Origin of the sequence: Mesorhizobium sp. M0862 (genome assembly GCF_040319795.1) — a bacterium.
Taxonomy (GTDB): Bacteria; Pseudomonadota; Alphaproteobacteria; order Rhizobiales; family Rhizobiaceae; genus Mesorhizobium.
Map to the genome: position 1 here is coordinate 203,587 of NZ_JAMYOJ010000003.1, position 17,179 is coordinate 220,765.

The window sequence follows — 17,179 nt, forward strand, 5'->3', positions numbered from 1 at the left end:
AAATCAAAAACAATTGTGCCTGCGCCGTTTTCGTATCACAAGCCAACGGCCAAGACGGGCGGAGTTTTTTGTGACATCACGCTGGATAACCATCGCCTTGCTGTCGATGCTGATGGGAGTGCAGCCGTTTGCCGGCGCTGTGCGGGCAGCGGAACCGCAGGTGCCGGTGCTTTGGGATGCCAAGGAGCGGCTGCCGAAGCCGGACCTTGCGGCGCTGCCGAGGCTCAGGTTCCTCACCACAACCGATTTCCCGCCCTTCAATTTTCTCGACGGCACGGGCCGACTGTCCGGCTTCCACATCGACCTGGCGCGGGCGATTTGCGCCGAACTCGACATCGCCGACAAATGCCAGATCCAGGCGCTGCCCTGGGCCGAACTCGACGACGCGTTGCAGAAGGGCGAAGGCGAGGCGATCATCGCCGGCATCGCCGCAACGCCGGAGACGCGGGCGAAGTACAGCTTTTCGCGCTCCTATCTACAGTTTCCGGCGCGCTTCATCATGCCGAAGACCAAGGCCTTCGCCGAGCCGATCCTCGACAAATTGCGCTCGAAGCGGGTCGGCGTGCTGGCCGGCTCGGCGCATGAAAAGATGCTGCGCGATTATTTCGGCACCGTGCAGATCATCCGCTTTCAACGGCCGGAAGACCTCTACAGCGACTTGAAGAGCGCCAAGATCGATGCCGCCTTCGGCGACGGCATGCGCTTTTCCTTCTGGCTGGGCGGCACGGACGCCGCCGGTTGCTGCCGCTTCGCCGGTGGACCCTACCTCGCGCCGGAATATCTGGGGTCCGGCATGACCATTGCCACCCGGGCCAGCGACCCAGCGCTGGCAGCAGCCATGGACTACGCGCTGCAGGAGATATCGGTGAAAGGCACCTTCGCCGAATTCTACCTGCGCTATTTCCCGGTCAGCTTTTTCTGATCCGGTCCCGGTCAGCTTCCTCTAGGGGCTGGATCAGGTCAGCGTGCGCAGGCGGGCCTTCGCCCCGCGCGCGATGGCTGCGGCGGTCAGCGTGTCGAGATCGAGCTCACGCCGGATCAACTGCAGCACCCGCAATTCCTCCATGCGCATTTCTAGATCGACGGCGGCAACCTCGAAGGCCGCGGCATAGGCGGTGTCGTGCAGCCGTTCGGGCAAAGTCTCGGCGACACGCTCAAGCACGCCTTCCAACCCATCCTTTTCATGCAGCATCTTCTGGCAGTCCTGCGCAATGGCGATCAGCCTGTCCTGCTTGAAATCCTCGAACACCGGCCAGCTGCGGACGACGTCGCCGATGCGCGCCAGTTCGATATCGGTCATGTCGCGATCGGAAGCCGAGGTGATGACCATCAGGTAGATCAGGGCTTCATGGGTGGACGGCAACGGCATTCAAAACTCCTTGATAGTGAGGGTCGAAGGTAGGGACGCCACGGCGCCGTCGCAACGAAAACGCCTGATATCGTTGACGCTCCGCCCTGTCGCGCCTAGAGACCCGGTTGAAAAATCTTACCAGCCGCGAAAGCCGGCCATGACTGGAACTTTGACATGACGGGATCAAACATCGCCGATCTCAACCCCGAAATGCTTGCGGCAGCCGCCGAAAGCAAGGCCTGGCCGTTCGAGGAAGCCAAAAAGATCATCGAGCGCTACAAGGGCGGCGACTTCCCGGAGATCGTCCTGTTCGAGACCGGCTACGGCCCGTCGGGCCTGCCGCACATCGGCACGTTCGGCGAGGTCGCGCGCACCTCGATGGTGCGCCATGCCTTTCACGTGCTGACCGGGAACAAGGTCAAGACGAAGCTGCTCTGCTTCTCCGACGACATGGACGGCATGCGCAAGATTCCCGACAATGTGCCGGATCGCGCAGCGCTCGAGCCCTATCTGCATATGCCGCTGTCGTCGGTGCCCAATCCGTTCGGCGGCGACTATGCGAGCTTTGCCGACCACAACAACGCGATGCTGTGCCGCTTCCTCGACACGTTCGGCTTCGACTACGAATTCGCCAGCGCCACGCAGTACTACAAGGCCGGCCGCTTCGATGCGATGCTGGTGCGCGCCGCCGAGCGCTATGAGCAGATCATGGCGGTGATGCTGCCGACACTGGGACCCGAGCGCCAGGCGACCTACAGCCCGTTCCTGCCTATCTCGCCGAAGAGCGGGCGCGTGCTCTACGTGCCGATGAAGCATGTCGACGCCAAGGCCGGCACCATCACCTTCGACGATGAAGGCACCGAGACCACGCTTTCGGTGACCGGCGGCAAGGTCAAGCTGCAGTGGAAGCCGGATTTCGGCATGCGCTGGGCAGCGCTCGGCGTCGATTTCGAAATGTTCGGCAAGGACCACCAGACCAATGCGGTGATCTACGACCGCATCTGCAACATTCTCGGCGGACGCGCGCCGGAGCATTTCGTCTACGAACTGTTCCTCGACGAGAACGGCCAGAAGATCTCGAAGTCGAAGGGCAACGGGCTGACCATCGACGAATGGCTGCGCTACGCGCCGACCGAAAGCCTCGGCCTCTATATGTACCAGCGGCCAAGGCAGGCGAAAAAGCTCTATTTCGACGTCATCCCACGCGCCGTCGACGAGTACTACACCTTCCTCAACGCCTATCCGCGCCAGGACTGGAAGGAGCGGCTGGGCAATCCGGTCTGGCACATGCATGACGGCAAGCCGCCTTCCATCGACATGCCGGTGCCGTTCTCGCTGCTGCTCAACCTGGTCAGCGCCTCCAACGCGCAAAACAAGGATGTGCTGTGGGGCTTCATCTCGCGCCATGCATCTGGCGTGACGCCGGCGACGCATCCCGAACTCGACCAGCTGGTCGGTTTCGCCATCCGCTACTTCGACGATTTCGTGAAGCCGACGAAGACCTTCCGGCCGGCCGACGATGTCGAACGCGTGGCGCTGGAAGCGCTTGGCAACGCGCTTGCTGGCCTGCCGGCCTGCGCCGACGGCGAAGCGATCCAGAACGCTTCGCTCAACGTGGCGCGCAAGATCGAACGCTATCAGGACCATTCGAAGAAGAGCCCGGACGGCGGCCCTGGTGTCTCGGGCGCTTTCTTCCAGATGATCTACCAGGTGCTGATCGGCCAGGAACGCGGACCGCGCTTCGGTTCGTTCGCAGCCCTCTACGGCATCGCCGAAACCCGCGCGCTCATTGAGCGGGCGCTGGCTGGTCAGCTGGCGGCGTAATTTCCGTCCCGGCCGGCGGCATCTCGGCAACCGGGATATCGAGGATCGGTTGCGACGCTGTCGGGGCGGCAACAGGCGTTGGCGCCGGTGGCAGGCCGCCAAGATCGGGCGCGGCGCCAAAGATGCCCTTCTTGGCGGCGCGCGCCTTGTCGCCCGCTTCGACATAGGGGCCGCCTGCCGTGGCGCGCGCCCAGCCGTTTTCGACCAGCCACTGGCCGACATCCAGCTTGCCGATGCGGCATTCGGCGGCGATCAGCGCACGGTCGGCCTCCGGCGGCACCTTGCAGGCAACGGCCCGGCCGCGCAGGAAAGACCGGAACGCGGTGCGCGCCCTGATACCGCAAGCCCAGGACTTGCCGCCCTCGGTGCAGGTCTCGTCTTGCCTGACGATGTCGATGCCGGAGACCGTCACGGAATAACCATTGGCTTCGATCAGGCCGGCGGCGGCCGCGACCGGCTGGAACAGTTTTGTTCCTCCCCAGTCGTCGACCGCTCTGCGCCCACGCGGCTTGGGCGGCCCGGCCAGCGCCAGGTCGCTCAGCGGCGCGCGTGGCTCAACCCGTTCAAGTTCTTCTACCAGCAGCGGCGGCGGAGCGATGGCCTCGGGATCGATCGCCCTCGAATGCACCTGAGGCGAGTGCATCGGAGGCTTGACGGGCTGGACCTCGGGGATCGCCGACGTCGCCGGCTCCTCGGGCACGGCCTCGGTGTCCGGGTCGATCTGGTCGACAGTAATGGCGGGGCCGTCGCGATGCAGCGCGCGACCGCCGGCGACGACAATGGCGACCATCACCGGGATCGCCAGGAGGGCTATGAGGATTTGAAGCAGACGCACCGCGAGACCTACTGGCTTGCCCAGACGATCCGCGCCACCCATTCGACATCGCGCATCGCGATGTCGCGGTCCGGATGGTCGGGGTTGAGCGAAATCAGCACGATCGATTTCGTCGTCTGGCGGTCGAGCACCTTGGCCATGACTTCGCCGGCATTGGTCTTGACGACGACGCGGTCGCCCTTGCGGGTAGCGGCGCCCGGCTCGACGATCAGCACATCGCCATTGCGGTAGAGCGGCAGCATGGAATCGCCCTGCACCTTCAACGCATAGGAGGTTTCGGTCGCCCGTGCCGGAAGCTCGACAAGGTCCCAGCCCTGGCCTGAGGGATAGCCGGCATCATCGAAGAAGCCGCCGGCGCCGGCCTGGGCGAAGCCGAGCAGCGGCACCGCTGAACGCTGCGGGGCTAACGAGCCCGAAGCTGTCTTGGCGCGGCCTTCGACCAGTCCGGTGAATTCGTCGAGCGAAGCGCCTGTCGCCTCGATGATCTTGGCCAGCGATTCGGTCGAGGGCCAGCGCGGTCGCCCATCCGAGGACAGCCGCTTCGACTTGTTGAAAGCGGTGGAGTCCAGACCGGCTCGCCGGGCCAGGCCGGAGGCCGACAACGAATAGCGCTCGGCGAGAGCGTCGATGGCTGCCCAAACTCGGTCATGCGAGAGCAATTCGCTCTCCTCAAAACAGGAAAAAATACCTTTTCCTTCTAACGCGCGGTCATCCGATTGTCCACCGGCGCGCGGCCCGATCCCCTAAAAAGCTGCGTGCGGCGAAGTCGTCATGGATGCCTCAAACTGCCTTGGGCAGGCTGCGCAATCCTTGGTGGAGGTCATGCAAACCCGCTCGGCCTCGGTCGGCGGCCGCGGTTGAACGGAGCGGGCAAGCGTCCTATTGGACGCGCCAAGGACGCAGTAGCATTTGATTTGGCGCATGATCCTTTCCGAAAATCGATTCCGATTTTCGGGGTCATGCGCGAGGTCGGCGAGCATCATGTAGCGGGCATTGTTGAGATGGAGGTTGAAGTCGATGTCGGCAGGCAGCGAAAAGCCAGCCGACTTTCGCTGCCGACCGCGTAAGGGTCACGGCGCGCCTTGCCGTGGCCATCATGCGCGCAAGGCGCCCTCAGACGTACATGGGGCGCTAGCTCAAGCGGCCTTCTGCACCTCGCCTTTGGCATAGGGATCGAAGCGCTGGTAGAAGGTCTCGCCCTTCTCCGCCAGGTCGAGCAGCAGCTTGGGCGCCTTGAACTCGGCGCCGTATTTCTTCTGCAGGCCCTTGGCTATTCTGACGAACTCCCCGGCGCCGATGCCGTCGATATAGGACAGCGCGCCGCCGGTGAATGGCGCGAAACCGAAGGCGAGGATCGAGCCGACATCGGCCTCGCGCGGATCGGTGACGATGCCCTCTTCCATCACCCGGGCCGCTTCCAGCGCAATGGTTACCAGCAGGCGCTGCTGCAGTTCCTCATAGTCGACCTTCTCGGCCTCCAGCTGCGGATAGAGATCCTTCAGGCCCGGCCACAGCTTCTTCTTGGCAGGCTTGGCCGGATAGTCGTAAAAACCCTTGCCGTTCTTGCGGCCGAAGCGGCCATGGGTGTCGACCAGCGTGTTGATCAACGCCATCTGCCTGGGGTCGACGGCCTTGTCGCCGAGGTCCCTGATGGTCTGCTTCATGATCTTCTGGGCAAGGTCGATCGCCGTCTCGTCGGTCAGCGCCAGCGGGCCGACCGGCATGCCGGCGGCCTTGGCGGCGTTCTCGATCATCGGCGCCGGAACGCCTTCGATCAGCATCTTGTAGGCTTCCGACATGTAGCGCAGCACGCAGCGGTTGACGTAGAAGCCGCGCGTGTCGTTGACGACGATCGGCGTCTTCTTGATGGCGCGCACGAAATCGATCGCGGTGGCCAGCGCCTTGTCGCCGGTCTTCTTGCCCAGAATGATCTCGACCAGCATCATCTTGTCGACCGGCGAGAAGAAGTGGATGCCGACGAAATTCTTCGGCCGCGCCGAATTCTTGGCCAGCGCGGTGATCGGAATGGTCGAGGTGTTGGAGGCGAAGATCGCCGACGATTTCAGCACGGCTTCGGCCTGTTCGGTGGCAGCCTTCTTGACGGCCGAATCCTCGAACACCGCCTCGACCACCAGATCGCAGCCGGCGAGATCGGCATAGTCGGCCGTCGGCGTGATCAGCGACAGAAGTCTGTCCTTCTCCTCGGGCTTGGCGCGGCCCTTCTTGACCTGATCGGAGATCAGGCTGTCGGAATGCGCCTTGCCCTTTTCGGCCGACGCCATGTCGCGGTCGAGCAGGACGACCGGGATGCCGGCTTTGGCGGTGACAAAGGCGATGCCGGCACCCATGAAGCCGGCGCCGAGAATACCGATCTTCTTGAACTTGGTCTCCGGCACGCCGGCCGGACGGCGGGCGCCCTTGTTGAGCTCCTGCAGCGAGACGAACAGCGAGCGGATCATCGCTGCTGCTTCCTTGGACTGCATGATTGCGGTGAAATAGCGCTGTTCGATGCGCAGACCGGTGTCGAACGGCACCAGCAGGCCCTCATAGACGCATTTCAGGATGGCCGCGGCGGCCGGATAGTTGCCGTAGGTCTCGCGACGCAGGATGGCGATGGCCGGCGGCCACAGATTGAAGCCGGCGGGCGAATAGATCAGGCCGCCGGGCAGCTTGAAGCCCTTCTCGTCCCAGGGTTGGACGGCTTTCAGGCCGTTCCTGATCATCGCCTTGGCGGTCTCGATCAGCTTGCCGGGTTCGGCGATCTCGTGGATCAGCCCCATCGCCTTGGCTTTCTGCGGCGACAGCGTCTGGCCGGTGGTCAGCATTTGCAGCGCCTGCTGCTGGTCGGTCAGGCGCGGCACGCGTTGGGTGCCACCGGCGCCGGGGAAGATGCCGACCTTGACTTCCGGCAAGGCCATCTTGACCTTTTCGGAGTCAGCGGCAACGCGGCCATGACAGGCCAGCGACAGCTCGAACGCGCCGCCCATGCAGGTACCGTTGATCGCCGAGACCCAGGGCTTGCCCGACGTTTCGAGCTTGCGCCACAGGCCCCCCATGCGGCCGGCATTGTCGAACAGAAGCTGTGCCGCCTTCTCCGGGTCCTTGGTCTTCTCCTTGGCAAATACGGCCAGCATCTTCTGCAGCATGGTCAGGTCGGCGCCGCCGGAGAAGCTGTCCTTTCCCGAGGTGATCACCGCGCCCTTGATGGCGGCGTCGGCCACCACCTGGTCGATGATCTTGTCGAGCTCGTTCATTACCTCTTCGGTGAAGACGTTCATCGAGCGGTCCGGCATATTCCAGGTGACCAGCGCGATGCCGTCTGCGTCGGTGTCGACCGTGAAGTTTGTATAAGTCATGTCTCTCTCCTTCCGGCCGAAAATCAGACGCGTTCGATAATCGTTGCGGTGCCCATGCCGGCGCCGATGCAGAGCGTCACCAGAGCGGTGTTCAAATCGCGGCGCTCGAGCTCGTCCAGCACCGTGCCCAGGATCATCGCGCCGGTGGCACCGAGCGGATGGCCCATGGCGATGGCGCCGCCATTGACGTTGATCTTGTCGTGCGGGATTTCGAATGCCTGCATGTAGCGCAGCACCACCGAGGCGAAGGCCTCGTTAAGCTCGAACAGGTCGATATCCGACAGCTTCATCTTGGCGCGCTTCAGAAGCTTCTCGGTGACGTCGACCGGACCGGTAAGCATCAGCACCGGCTCGGAGCCGATGTTGGCAAAGGCGCGGATACGCGCGCGTGGCTTCAAGCCCATCGTTTTGCCGGCCTTCTTGGAGCCGAGCAGCACTGCGGCGGCACCGTCGACGATGCCCGACGAATTGCCGGCATGGTGGACGTGATTGACCTCTTCCACCTCAGGGTGCTTCTGCACGGCGACCGCGTCGAAGCCGCCCATTTCACCAGGCATGACGAAGGACGGGTTGAGCGAGGCCAGCGACTGCATGTCGGTCGACGGCCGCATATGCTCGTCATGATCGAGGATGGTGAGGCCGTTCTGGTCCTTGATCGGTATGACGGAGTTCTTGAAACGGCCATCGGCCCAGGCCTTGCCGGCGCGCGTCTGGCTCTCGACCGCATAGGCATCGACGTTGTCGCGCGAAAAACCATACTTGGTGGCGATCAAATCGGCCGATATGCCTTGCGGCACGAACCAGCCGGGCAGGCCGACGGACGGGTCCATGAACCAGGCGCCGCCCGAGGCGCCCATGCCGACGCGCGACATCGATTCCACGCCGCCTGCAATGACGATCTCGTCGGCGCCTTGAGCGATCTTGGCGGCGCCGAAATTGATGGCGTCGAGGCCTGAGGCGCAGAAGCGCGAGATCTGCATGCCCGGCGCCTTGTTGTCGTAGCCGGCCTCGAAGGCGGCGGCACGCGGGATGACGGAGCCGGCTTCGCCGACCGGATCGACGCAGCCGAAGATGATGTCGTCGACGTTTGCAGTGTCGAGGCCGTTGCGGTCGCGCAACGCTTCAAGCGTCCTGGCCGCAAGCCGCACCGCCGGCACCTCGTGCAGCGAGCCATCCTTCTTGCCCTTGCCGCGCGGTGTGCGCACGGCGTCATAGACATAAGCTTCAGCCATTTGCTTGCTCCTTGCTTTGCCGACGTCGCTCTCAGAGAGAGCGGCCGATCAGCAATTTCATGATCTCGTTGGTGCCGCCGTAGATGCGCTGGACGCGGGCGTCGCGGAACATGCGGGCGATCGGATATTCATTCATGTAGCCATAGCCGCCATGCAATTGAAGGCATTCGTCGACGACTTTTCCCTGCAGGTCCGAGAGCCAGTATTTCGCCATCGACGCCGTCACCGGATCCAGCCCGCCATTGATGTGGCGGGTGACGCAATCATTGTAGAAGACGCGGCCGATGGTCGCCTCGGTCTTGAGTTCGGCGAGCTTGAACTGGGTGTTCTGGAACTCGATGATCGCTTTGCCGAAGGCCTTGCGATCCTTGACGTAGTCGATGGTCAGCGCCAGGGCGCGTTCGATCATGGCGATGGCGCCGGTGCCGATCTGCAGGCGCTCCTGCGGCAATTGCTGCATCAGCTGGATGAAGCCCTGTCCCTCTTCGTGGCCAAGCAGGTTCGAGGTCGGCACGCGCATATCATTGAAGAACAGCTCCGACGTGTCGTTGGCCTTCAGGCCGATCTTGTCGAGGTTGCGGCCGCGTTCGAAGCCTTCGGCCTCGTCGGTCTCGACGACGATCAGCGAGGTGCCCTTGGCGCCTTTGGCCGGATCGGTCTTGGTGACGACGATGATGAAATTGGCCAGTTGCCCATTGGTGATGAAGGTTTTCGAGCCGTTGATCTTGTACTGGTTGCCGTCCTTCTCGGCGCGCGTCTTGACGCCTTGTAGGTCGGAGCCGGCGCCCGGCTCGGTCATGGCGATGGCGCCGATCAGTTCGCCGGTTGCCAGCTTCGGCAGCCACTTCTTCTTCTGCTCCTCGGAGCCGTAATGAAGGATGTAAGGGGCAACGATCGCATTGTGCAGGCCGATGCCGAAACCGTCGACGCCGACATGGCCGATCGCCTCGATGATGGCGCTCTCATGCGCGAAGGTGCCGCCGGAGCCGCCATATTCCTCCGGCATCGAGGCGCAGAGCAGGCCGGCGGAACCTGCCTTGCGCCAGCTCTCGCGGTCGACCATCTCGTTCTTCTCGAACTCGTCGTAGCGCGGCGCGATCTCTTCCGACATGAAGCGATGCGCCATGTCGTAGAGCATGCCGACTTCGTCCGCCGCCCAGGCGGGCGTCGGCAAGGAGAGCACTTCTGATGGATTTGTCATGCCGTTTCTCCCGCGCCAACGTCCCCCTCCCCCTCGAGGGGAGGGTGGCCGAGAAGCGGTCGGGTGGGGTCGCCGATGACGTGCTCGACCTTATCTTCGGAATTGACGCGGGTTTGGGGCATTGCGATCATCTCCTACCAAAGCGCCAACCAGCCGGCGCACTGCACGCAGGACCCCTCCCGGCCCTTCGGGCCACCCTCCCCTCTAGGGGGAGGGGGACGCCAGCCATTTCTAGAGCGCTTCCGCAGGCAGCGCCATTAGCGTGTCCGCACCACTGGAAATGCGGGCCAGATGTGCCGACGTCTCGGGCATGATCCGCTCCATGAAGAAGCGCGCCGTCACCACCTTGTTGTCGTAGAAAGCCCCATTTTCGTGGACAGACTGCGAGCCGTTGGCGCCGGTCTTGCCGAGCGCGGCCTTGGCCATCTGCGCCCACATGTAGCCCAGCGCCACAAGGCCGAAGAGATGCATGTAATCGGTCGACGCGGCGCCGGCATTGTCGGGCTTGGCCATGCCGTTCTGCACCAGCCACAGGGTCGCCGCCTGCAGATCGTTGAGGCCTTTCTTCAGCGCCTTGGTGAACGGCGCCAGCTTGTCGTCGGCACGGTTCTCCTCGCAGAACTCGCCGACGTCCTTGAAGAAGGCCTGCACGGCGCGGCCGCCATTCAGACCAAGCTTGCGGCCGACGAGGTCGAGCGCCTGGATGCCGTTGGCGCCTTCATAGATCATGGCGATGCGGGCATCGCGCACGAACTGGCTCATGCCGTGCTCTTCGATGTAGCCGTGGCCGCCGAACACCTGCTGCGCCATGACGGCATGGTCAAAACCCTTGTCGGTGAGCACGCCCTTGATCACCGGCGTCAGCAGGCCGGTATAGTCGTCGGCCGCCTGGCGATCCTTGTCGTCGGCGGAGCGGTGGGCGATGTCGGACTTGATCGCCGTCCACAGCGCCAGCGCGCGGCCGGCCTCGTTGAAGGCCTTCATGGTCATCAGCGAGCGGCGGATGTCGGGATGGACGATGATCGGATCGGCTTGTCTGTCCGGCGCCTTGGCGCCAGACAGCGAGCGGCCCTGCAGCCGGTCCTTGGCGTAGGAGACCGCGTTCTGGTAGGCGATCTCGGACAGCGACAGGCCCTGCAGGCCGACGCCGAGCCGGGCTTCGTTCATCATCGTGAACATCGCCTTCAGGCCGCCATTGGCCTCACCGAGCAGCGTGCCTTCGGCCTCGTCATAATTCATGACGCAAGTCGAATTGCCGTGTATGCCCATCTTCTCCTCGATCGACCCGCAGGAGAGCGTGTTCTTCTCGCCCGGATTGCCCGAGGCATCGAGCTTCAGCTTTGGCACGATGAATAGCGAGATGCCCTTCACGCCCGCCGGCGCGCCTTCGATGCGGGCCAACACGAGATGGACGATGTTTTCCGACATGTCGTGCTCGCCGGCCGAGATGAAGATCTTCTGGCCTGAGATCTTGTAGGTGCCGTTGCCGTTCGGCACCGCCTTGGTGCGCAGCAGGCCGAGATCGGTGCCGCAATGCGGCTCGGTCAGGTTCATGGTACCGGTCCAGGACCCCTCGACCAGCTTCGGCAGCCATGTCGCCTTCTGCTCGTCGGTGCCGTGTGTGATGATCGCAGCGATCGCGCCTTGCGTCAGGCCGGGATACATCATCAGCGCCATGTTGGCCGAAACCATGTATTCGGCAACCGCGGTGTGCACGGCATAGGGCAGCCCCTGGCCGCCGAACTCGACGGGCGCCGCCAGTCCCATCCAGCCGCCTTCGCGATACTGGTCGTAGGCTTCCTTGAAGCCCTTCGGCGTCGTCACCGAGCCGTCCTCATGGCGCACGCAGCCTTCCATGTCACCGACGCGGTTCAGAGGATGCATAACGTTTTCGGCGAGCTTGGCGCCTTCGGCGAGGATCGCCTCGACAACGTCGGGCGTCGCGTCGGCAAACCCGGGAAGGTTGGAATATCGCTGATAACCCAGCACCTCGTTGAGCACGAACAGCGTGTCCTGGACCGGCGCCCTGTAGATCGGCATGTGTTCCTCCACCATGCGGGTCTTGGCCGCGAGATCGGGCCCCGAACATGAGGTTGGGGCGGCACGCCGGCCAATGTCGAAAGCGAGATAGCAAAAATTGACGTTTGCGTAAACGTCAATTTTGTCGCCGGGACAAAATTTACCTATGCCAGCCTGTCGCACGAGCGGTGCATGGCTTTGTGCAAAGCGAGGGGGGTCAAACAAAAAGAGCCGCGCGGGCGGCCGCGCGGCTCTTAAGTTCAAAGCTTTCGCCGGGAGCTGCGGAGCAAAATCAGCTGGCGGCGCTGGCCGGGGCCGAACGCTCGGACAGCATCTGGCGCACGGCCGACATCGAGCCGCTCAGCTCGTTGATGGCGTCGTCGATCAGCGCGCGCTGCTTCTGCAGGCGGGCTAGCTGCTTCTCCGACTTGTCGAGAGCCAGCCGCAATTGCTTGGTGTTGGATCCCGTGGGATCGTAGAGATCCATCATCTGCTTGACGTCGCGCAGCGAGAACCCGACCTTGCGGCCGAGCAGGATCAGCTTCAGCCGCGCCTTGTCGCGGCGCGTGTAGAGGCGCGTTGCCCCATCGCGTTTCGGATTGAGCAGGCCCTTGTCTTCATAGAAACGCAGCGTGCGCAGCGTCACGCCGTATTTCTTGGCCATCTCGCCGATGCGCACGAGCTCCTCACTGGCTTCGGCAGACATATTGTTGGTGTTGGCCGCGGCTTCGCCGGGCGAAACAAGTTTCATAGTCACTGGCTTTCCCCTGTCGTGGCATCGCGGTCTCGGACCTTGCAACGCCTGAGTGGAAGCGGGGGCATGCTTCCAGTCGTGGTTTCAACTAATTCATCGCAAAAGGCACGAACGGCGCCCCTCTTACGTTTACGTCAATTCTATATCGATAGCCGCCGCATGACGCAAGGGCGTTCTGGGATTGCGAAACCTTATGCCGCACCCCCGGCGCCGGGTCCGAACGGGCACCGCCTGTATTTCAGCAATGCCGTAACTTCTTAAGCTTGGTTAACACCTTGTTTACCACGATGGGTGAAATGTGCGGATGTCGGTCACCCGTGTTTATCCTGTAGCGAATTTTTCACGGTTTTTCGGAGAGCGGGCCTGGCCCGGGAAGCTCGTCTTCCGCCGCAGCAGTGCCGCGCGGCCGCCTTCGTTCCCGACAAGGACTTGGGAAACTGGCAGCAAGCCGGCCATTCTGAAAAACGGATGCATCGATGAACAGCAAGCGGTCCTATCTCGATACACTCAACGCCGGCAGGCCGCGCAGGCCGAACACCACACTTGATGAATTGAACCGCTCGCTGGAAACGCTGGAGCAGCGGCTGGAGCGCAAGCGCGAGGACGCCGCCGAGCGCTTCGATCCGCGCCGGCCGCCGGCAGAGCCGCGCTACGCAAGCGCCCAGCCCTACGCCCCGCCGCGCTGGTACGAGGACCCGCAGCCCACGCCGCGGCCGAAAGGCGCCGGGCCGGCCGGCTTCGACCAGAACTATCAGGCGATCGCGCGCGACATCGACCGCGTGCGCGGCCAGGAAGACAGCGTCGCCGTGGTCGGCAAGATCGCCGGCGAATTGCGTGGCCTGCGCGAGGAACTGCGCCATCAGATGACGGCCGGCCTGCAGCGCGAATTCGCCGCGTTGCGCAAGGACATCGAACGGGCCTTCCAGGCGAGCAACCAATCGGGTGGTCAGGCAGGCGGCTTGCCCGGCAAGGGCAGCGCCGAACTCGGCGTCGAATTCGAGCGGCTGTCCGGCGCAATCCAGACGCTGGCCGAGAAGAGCGACGACCGAAGCGTCAACATGCTGCGGCTCGAGCTCGAGCAGGTAAAGACGGCGCTCGACACATTGGCGCGCGAGGAAAGCGTGCTGAAGGTCGACCGCCGCTGGGACGATTTCGACCGCCGCTGGAGCGCGTTCGAGGACCGTGTCGACGCCGACCAGCGCAACCGTGCCGACGGCCCCGGATTTTCGGCCCTGACCGACCGGCTCGAACAGATCAGCAATGCCGTCCACAATCTGCCGGAATCGCTGTCGCTGCGCTCGATGGAAGAAAAGGTCCGCACCCTTGCCGGCGCCGTCGATCATTTCGTCAGCCAGCAGAGCAACCGCGGCGGCGACACGCTTGGCCTGATCGACGAACGGCTTGATGAGATTTCGCGCGCCATCGTCGCCTCGACCGTCGCCGCACAGGCCAATTCCTTCGACCCCGAACCCTTTGAACGCATCGAGAAGCGGATCGCCTCGCTGGCGCAGCAGATCGAGGAAGTCGTGCAGGTTCGTCCGAGCGGCGAGGTTCTCGACCGTCTCAGCACGCTGTCGAACAGGGTCGACGAGCTTGCCGGCCGCGCCAATCTGCCGGAACAGGCGATGGAGCGCCTCGGCAAGCAGATCGCGATGATCGCCGACAAGATCGACCGCGCCCCGGCCATGCCCGACGCCGACTATATCTTCCAGGGTCTGGAACAGCGCTTCGACGTGCTGTCGGGCATGATGGAACGTCGGCAGGGCGATGCCATCGAACAGGGCAACATGCTGTTTCGCGATCTCGAGCGGCGGCTGGACGAGGTTGCCGACCGGCTGGACCAGCGCCAGCCGCAGGCTGACAGCGCCGGCATCATGGACGCCATCGACGCACGCTTCACCGCGCTCGCCCAACGCATGGAGACGCGCATTCCCGATCCTGCCAACGAGGCGGCGATCCGCGGCCTGGAAAGCCGGCTCGAAGACATTTCAAGCCGGCTGGAATCGTCGGCCGCGCAGGTCGCCGGCATCGATCCGGCACTGATCCGCAGCCTTGAGGCGCAGGTCTCCAGCCTATCGGCGCATCTGTCGAAGCCCGGCACGCCGCTGCCGGAATTCGAGGACATCAGCCCGCGCCTCAACGAAATCGAGAAGTCGCTGGCCGGAACCCGCGAATCCATCATGGGCGCGGCACGCGAAGCAGCCGAGAGCGCCGTGCGCTCGCTGGCAGATTCCAACGCCAACACCGCGGCCGTTACCGGCCTTGCTCAGGATCTGAAGACGCTGGAAGCGCTGACGCGCCGTTCGGACGAGCGCAATTCACGGACATTCGAGGCTATCCACGACACGTTGCTCAAGATCGTCGATCGTCTGGGCTCGCTGGAGACCAGCGAACCGGCCGAGGCGGTGAGCGAGCTTCTGGATGCCCAGGCCGAGCCGGCGCGGCGGGCCCGCGCTGCACGCGCCTCCAAGATTTCGGTGCAGGACGCGCCGTCGATGGATATCGACCAGCCGCTGCCGCTGACCGGAGACATGGCCGATCTCGACGGCCGCGCCGCCGCCATCATGCGCAGCGAGCCGGATATGCGCGCCGACCCGGGTACGCGTAGCGACCCGGTCATGGGCAGCGAACCCGTACGGCGCTCGCCAGCCGAGGCTGCCGCGGCCGCTGCCCAGGCAGCGCTCGGTTCCGACAGGATTGCCGAGAAAGGCGAAGCCACGGCCAAGAAGTCGCTGTTCGGTGGATTTGCGCGCGCCTTCAGGGGCAAGAAGCCGGCTGACATGCCGCCGCTTGCCGGCTCGGGGCCCAATGTCGACCTGCCGAGCGTCGATCTCGACGAGCCGCTCGATCCGAAGCTCGCCAACCGGCCGTTGGAGCCGGGCTCCGGCGCGCCCGACCTCAACGCCATCATGAAGCGCGTACGCGACGAACGTGGCCCACCGGTGCGCCAAAACTCCGGCGATGCGTCGAAATCCGACTTCATTGCCGCGGCCAGGCGCGCGGCGCAGGCCGCGGCCGCCGAGGCCGACGCGTTGAAACGCCAGTCTACCATGAAGGGCCCGGTCAAGGCGCTTCGTATCGGCGACCTGCTCAAGGCGCGGCGCAAGCCGATCCTGATGGGAGCGGTCGCGATCATGCTGGCGCTTGCCGGCCTCCAGTTGGGCAAGGCCTTCTTCGCCGACCCGGTCGAGGTCGCAAGCAACGATACAGCGCCGATCGTCGCCTCGCAGCCGGTCGAGACTGCCTCGGTCAACGCTGCCAGCCAACCCAAGGCAGAACAGCAGGTGGCCGTTCAGGACGTGCCGGCCCGGATCGTCAGGCAGGCGGAGCCCACGGAACCGCCAGCTGGCAACGATGCGCCAATGAATGCGGCCTCGGTCGCTGGGCCCGAAGTGCCGGCGGTGGAGCCCGCGCCAGCGCCGATGGCTTTGGCCGATCCGGCCCCCGCGCCAAATGCAATGCTGCCGACCACCGCCACTGCGGAACCGGCGGCTGCCGACGCGCAGCCTGCGGCCGCCGTCATGGCGCCCTCGGCCTCGGATACGACGGCCTCGGATACTACCGGCGCCGTTCCGCCGGCTGATGCCGCGGTAGCACCTGTCGTGGCCAAGATAGACGTTCCGGCCGATGCCGGCCCGCAAGCCTTGCGCGACGCGGCTGCCGGCGGTGACGCCAAGGCGCTGTTCGAGCTCGGTTCGCGCTATGCTGAATCGCGCGGCGTCAAGGAAGACATGGCGGCAGCGGCCAAATGGTACGAAAAGTCGGCCGAGCTCGGCTTCGCACCGGCGGAATACCGCATCGGCAATTTCTACGAGAAGGGCATCGGCGTCACGCGCGACGTCAAGAAGGCAAAGACCTTCTACCAGCTCGCCGCCGCGCAGGGTAATGCCAGCGCCATGCACAATCTGGCCGTTCTGTTTGCCATGGCCGCCGACGGCGTGACCGACAATGAATCGGCCGCGCACTGGTTTCAGGCGGCGGCCGATGTCGGCGTCAAGGACAGCCAGTTCAATCTCGGCATCCTGGCGGCAAAGGGCGTCGGCATGAAGCAGAGCCTGGAGGAATCCTACAAATGGTTCGCGCTCGTCGCCAAGACCGGCGACAAGGATGCGGCTGCAAAGCGCGACGAAGTCGCCACTGCGCTGCGCCCCGAACAGCTGGAGCGGGCGCGCGCCGCCACGGAACTGTGGAAGCCGAAGCCGCTCGACCCGGCGTCCAACTCGGCCGACATTCCTGAATCCTGGCAGGAAGGCACGCCGCAGACCACCGCCAGCGTCGACATGAAGAAGGCGGTCAAGAACATCCAGCTCATCCTCAACAAGAACGGCTACGATGCCGGCGGCGCCGATGGCGTGATGGGCGGCAAGACCAAGACCGCAATCATGGCTTTCCAGACCGACAACAAGATGCAGGCGACCGGCGAAATCGACGAAAAGCTGGTGAAGGCGCTGCTGGCGCACAAATAACGGCAGATGCGTCGCTAACGCGACGCCCTTGCCATACATTTGCCTGTTAACTGCTTGAGATGTTTTTTGTTTCGGTAGGGCGACGGGGTTTGATCCCACTGCCCCGGCGGTGCAAGAAAGAATTGGCTTTTCGGTGCGACA

General features: G+C 64.1%; 11 protein-coding genes and 1 pseudogene. 3 read left to right on the plus strand and 9 right to left on the minus strand.

Annotated features, from left to right (window positions below; translation table 11 throughout):
- Positions 1–106 precede the first annotated feature (106 nt).
- Positions 107–922 carry an ABC transporter substrate-binding protein gene (locus tag NKI15_RS05985; protein ID WP_502898677.1) on the plus strand — a complete coding sequence of 272 codons (816 nt, stop codon included), beginning with the start codon at positions 107–109 and terminating at the stop codon, positions 920–922.
- 33 nt (positions 923–955) lie between these two features.
- On the opposite strand, the gene NKI15_RS05990 is transcribed toward NKI15_RS05985, so the two are convergent.
- Positions 956–1,369 (minus strand): tellurite resistance TerB family protein, encoded by a 414-nt coding sequence (locus NKI15_RS05990; protein ID WP_023688697.1) that lies wholly within the window; start codon positions 1,367–1,369, stop codon positions 956–958.
- Positions 1,370–1,525: 156 nt separating this feature from the next.
- Between NKI15_RS05990 and NKI15_RS05995 the strand changes: the two genes are divergently transcribed.
- A complete protein-coding gene (locus tag NKI15_RS05995) occupies positions 1,526–3,175 on the plus strand; it encodes a lysine--tRNA ligase (protein WP_352514533.1) in 1,650 nt (549 codons plus the stop codon).
- Here the strand turns inward: NKI15_RS05995 and NKI15_RS06000 are convergent.
- The 8 genes and pseudogenes from NKI15_RS06000 to NKI15_RS06035 form a co-directional block, all read right to left on the minus strand.
- Positions 3,138–4,010, minus strand: coding sequence for a thermonuclease family protein (locus tag NKI15_RS06000; RefSeq protein ID WP_352514532.1), 873 nt, complete (start codon positions 4,008–4,010; stop codon positions 3,138–3,140). The two genes, NKI15_RS05995 and NKI15_RS06000, sit on opposite strands and share 38 nt — an antisense overlap.
- A gap of 8 nt (positions 4,011–4,018) precedes the next feature.
- Positions 4,019–4,669 carry a S24 family peptidase gene (locus tag NKI15_RS06005; RefSeq protein WP_023715330.1) on the minus strand — a complete coding sequence of 217 codons (651 nt, stop codon included), beginning with the start codon at positions 4,667–4,669 and terminating at the stop codon, positions 4,019–4,021.
- Positions 4,670–4,975: 306 nt separating this feature from the next.
- Positions 4,976–5,105 (minus strand): annotated as a pseudogene (locus NKI15_RS06010) (thioesterase family protein); the annotation flags it as partial.
- Positions 5,106–5,146: 41 nt separating this feature from the next.
- Entirely contained in the window at positions 5,147–7,366 is a 2,220-nt protein-coding gene (locus NKI15_RS06015) for a 3-hydroxyacyl-CoA dehydrogenase NAD-binding domain-containing protein (protein ID WP_352514531.1), read from the minus strand.
- Positions 7,367–7,389: 23 nt separating this feature from the next.
- Positions 7,390–8,598 (minus strand): acetyl-CoA C-acetyltransferase, encoded by a 1,209-nt coding sequence (locus NKI15_RS06020; protein ID WP_023749993.1) that lies wholly within the window; start codon positions 8,596–8,598, stop codon positions 7,390–7,392.
- Positions 8,599–8,629: 31 nt separating this feature from the next.
- The gene (locus tag NKI15_RS06025) at positions 8,630–9,799 is read right to left on the minus strand and encodes an acyl-CoA dehydrogenase family protein (RefSeq protein ID WP_023738205.1); all 1,170 of its coding nucleotides are present in this window, start codon (positions 9,797–9,799) and stop codon (positions 8,630–8,632) included.
- 231 nt (positions 9,800–10,030) lie between these two features.
- Entirely contained in the window at positions 10,031–11,839 is a 1,809-nt protein-coding gene (locus tag NKI15_RS06030; RefSeq protein ID WP_352514530.1) for an acyl-CoA dehydrogenase, read from the minus strand.
- A 271-nt stretch (positions 11,840–12,110) separates the two neighbouring features.
- Positions 12,111–12,569 (minus strand): MerR family transcriptional regulator, encoded by a 459-nt coding sequence (locus NKI15_RS06035; protein ID WP_023669610.1) that lies wholly within the window; start codon positions 12,567–12,569, stop codon positions 12,111–12,113.
- A 479-nt stretch (positions 12,570–13,048) separates the two neighbouring features.
- Here NKI15_RS06035 and NKI15_RS06040 point away from each other — a divergent pair, with 479 nt between their 5' ends.
- A complete protein-coding gene (locus NKI15_RS06040; protein ID WP_023703450.1) occupies positions 13,049–17,038 on the plus strand; it encodes an SEL1-like repeat protein in 3,990 nt (1,329 codons plus the stop codon).
- The last annotated feature ends 141 nt before the right edge of the window (positions 17,039–17,179 follow it).

What these genes read in the sequence shown, in the direction of transcription:
- NKI15_RS05985 (WP_502898677.1), top strand. Translation starts at nt 107, where the DNA reads ATGCTGATGGGAGTGCAGCCGTTTGCCGGCGCTGTGCGGGCAGCGGAA.
- NKI15_RS05990 (WP_023688697.1), bottom strand. Translation starts at nt 1,369, where the DNA reads ATGCCGTTGCCGTCCACCCATGAAGCCCTGATCTACCTGATGGTCATC.
- NKI15_RS05995 (WP_352514533.1), top strand. Translation starts at nt 1,526, where the DNA reads ATGACGGGATCAAACATCGCCGATCTCAACCCCGAAATGCTTGCGGCA.
- NKI15_RS06015 (WP_352514531.1), bottom strand. Translation starts at nt 7,366, where the DNA reads ATGACTTATACAAACTTCACGGTCGACACCGACGCAGACGGCATCGCG.
- NKI15_RS06020 (WP_023749993.1), bottom strand. Translation starts at nt 8,598, where the DNA reads ATGGCTGAAGCTTATGTCTATGACGCCGTGCGCACACCGCGCGGCAAG.
- NKI15_RS06025 (WP_023738205.1), bottom strand. Translation starts at nt 9,799, where the DNA reads ATGACAAATCCATCAGAAGTGCTCTCCTTGCCGACGCCCGCCTGGGCG.
- NKI15_RS06030 (WP_352514530.1), bottom strand. Translation starts at nt 11,839, where the DNA reads ATGCCGATCTACAGGGCGCCGGTCCAGGACACGCTGTTCGTGCTCAAC.
- NKI15_RS06035 (WP_023669610.1), bottom strand. Translation starts at nt 12,569, where the DNA reads ATGAAACTTGTTTCGCCCGGCGAAGCCGCGGCCAACACCAACAATATG.
- NKI15_RS06040 (WP_023703450.1), top strand. Translation starts at nt 13,049, where the DNA reads ATGAACAGCAAGCGGTCCTATCTCGATACACTCAACGCCGGCAGGCCG.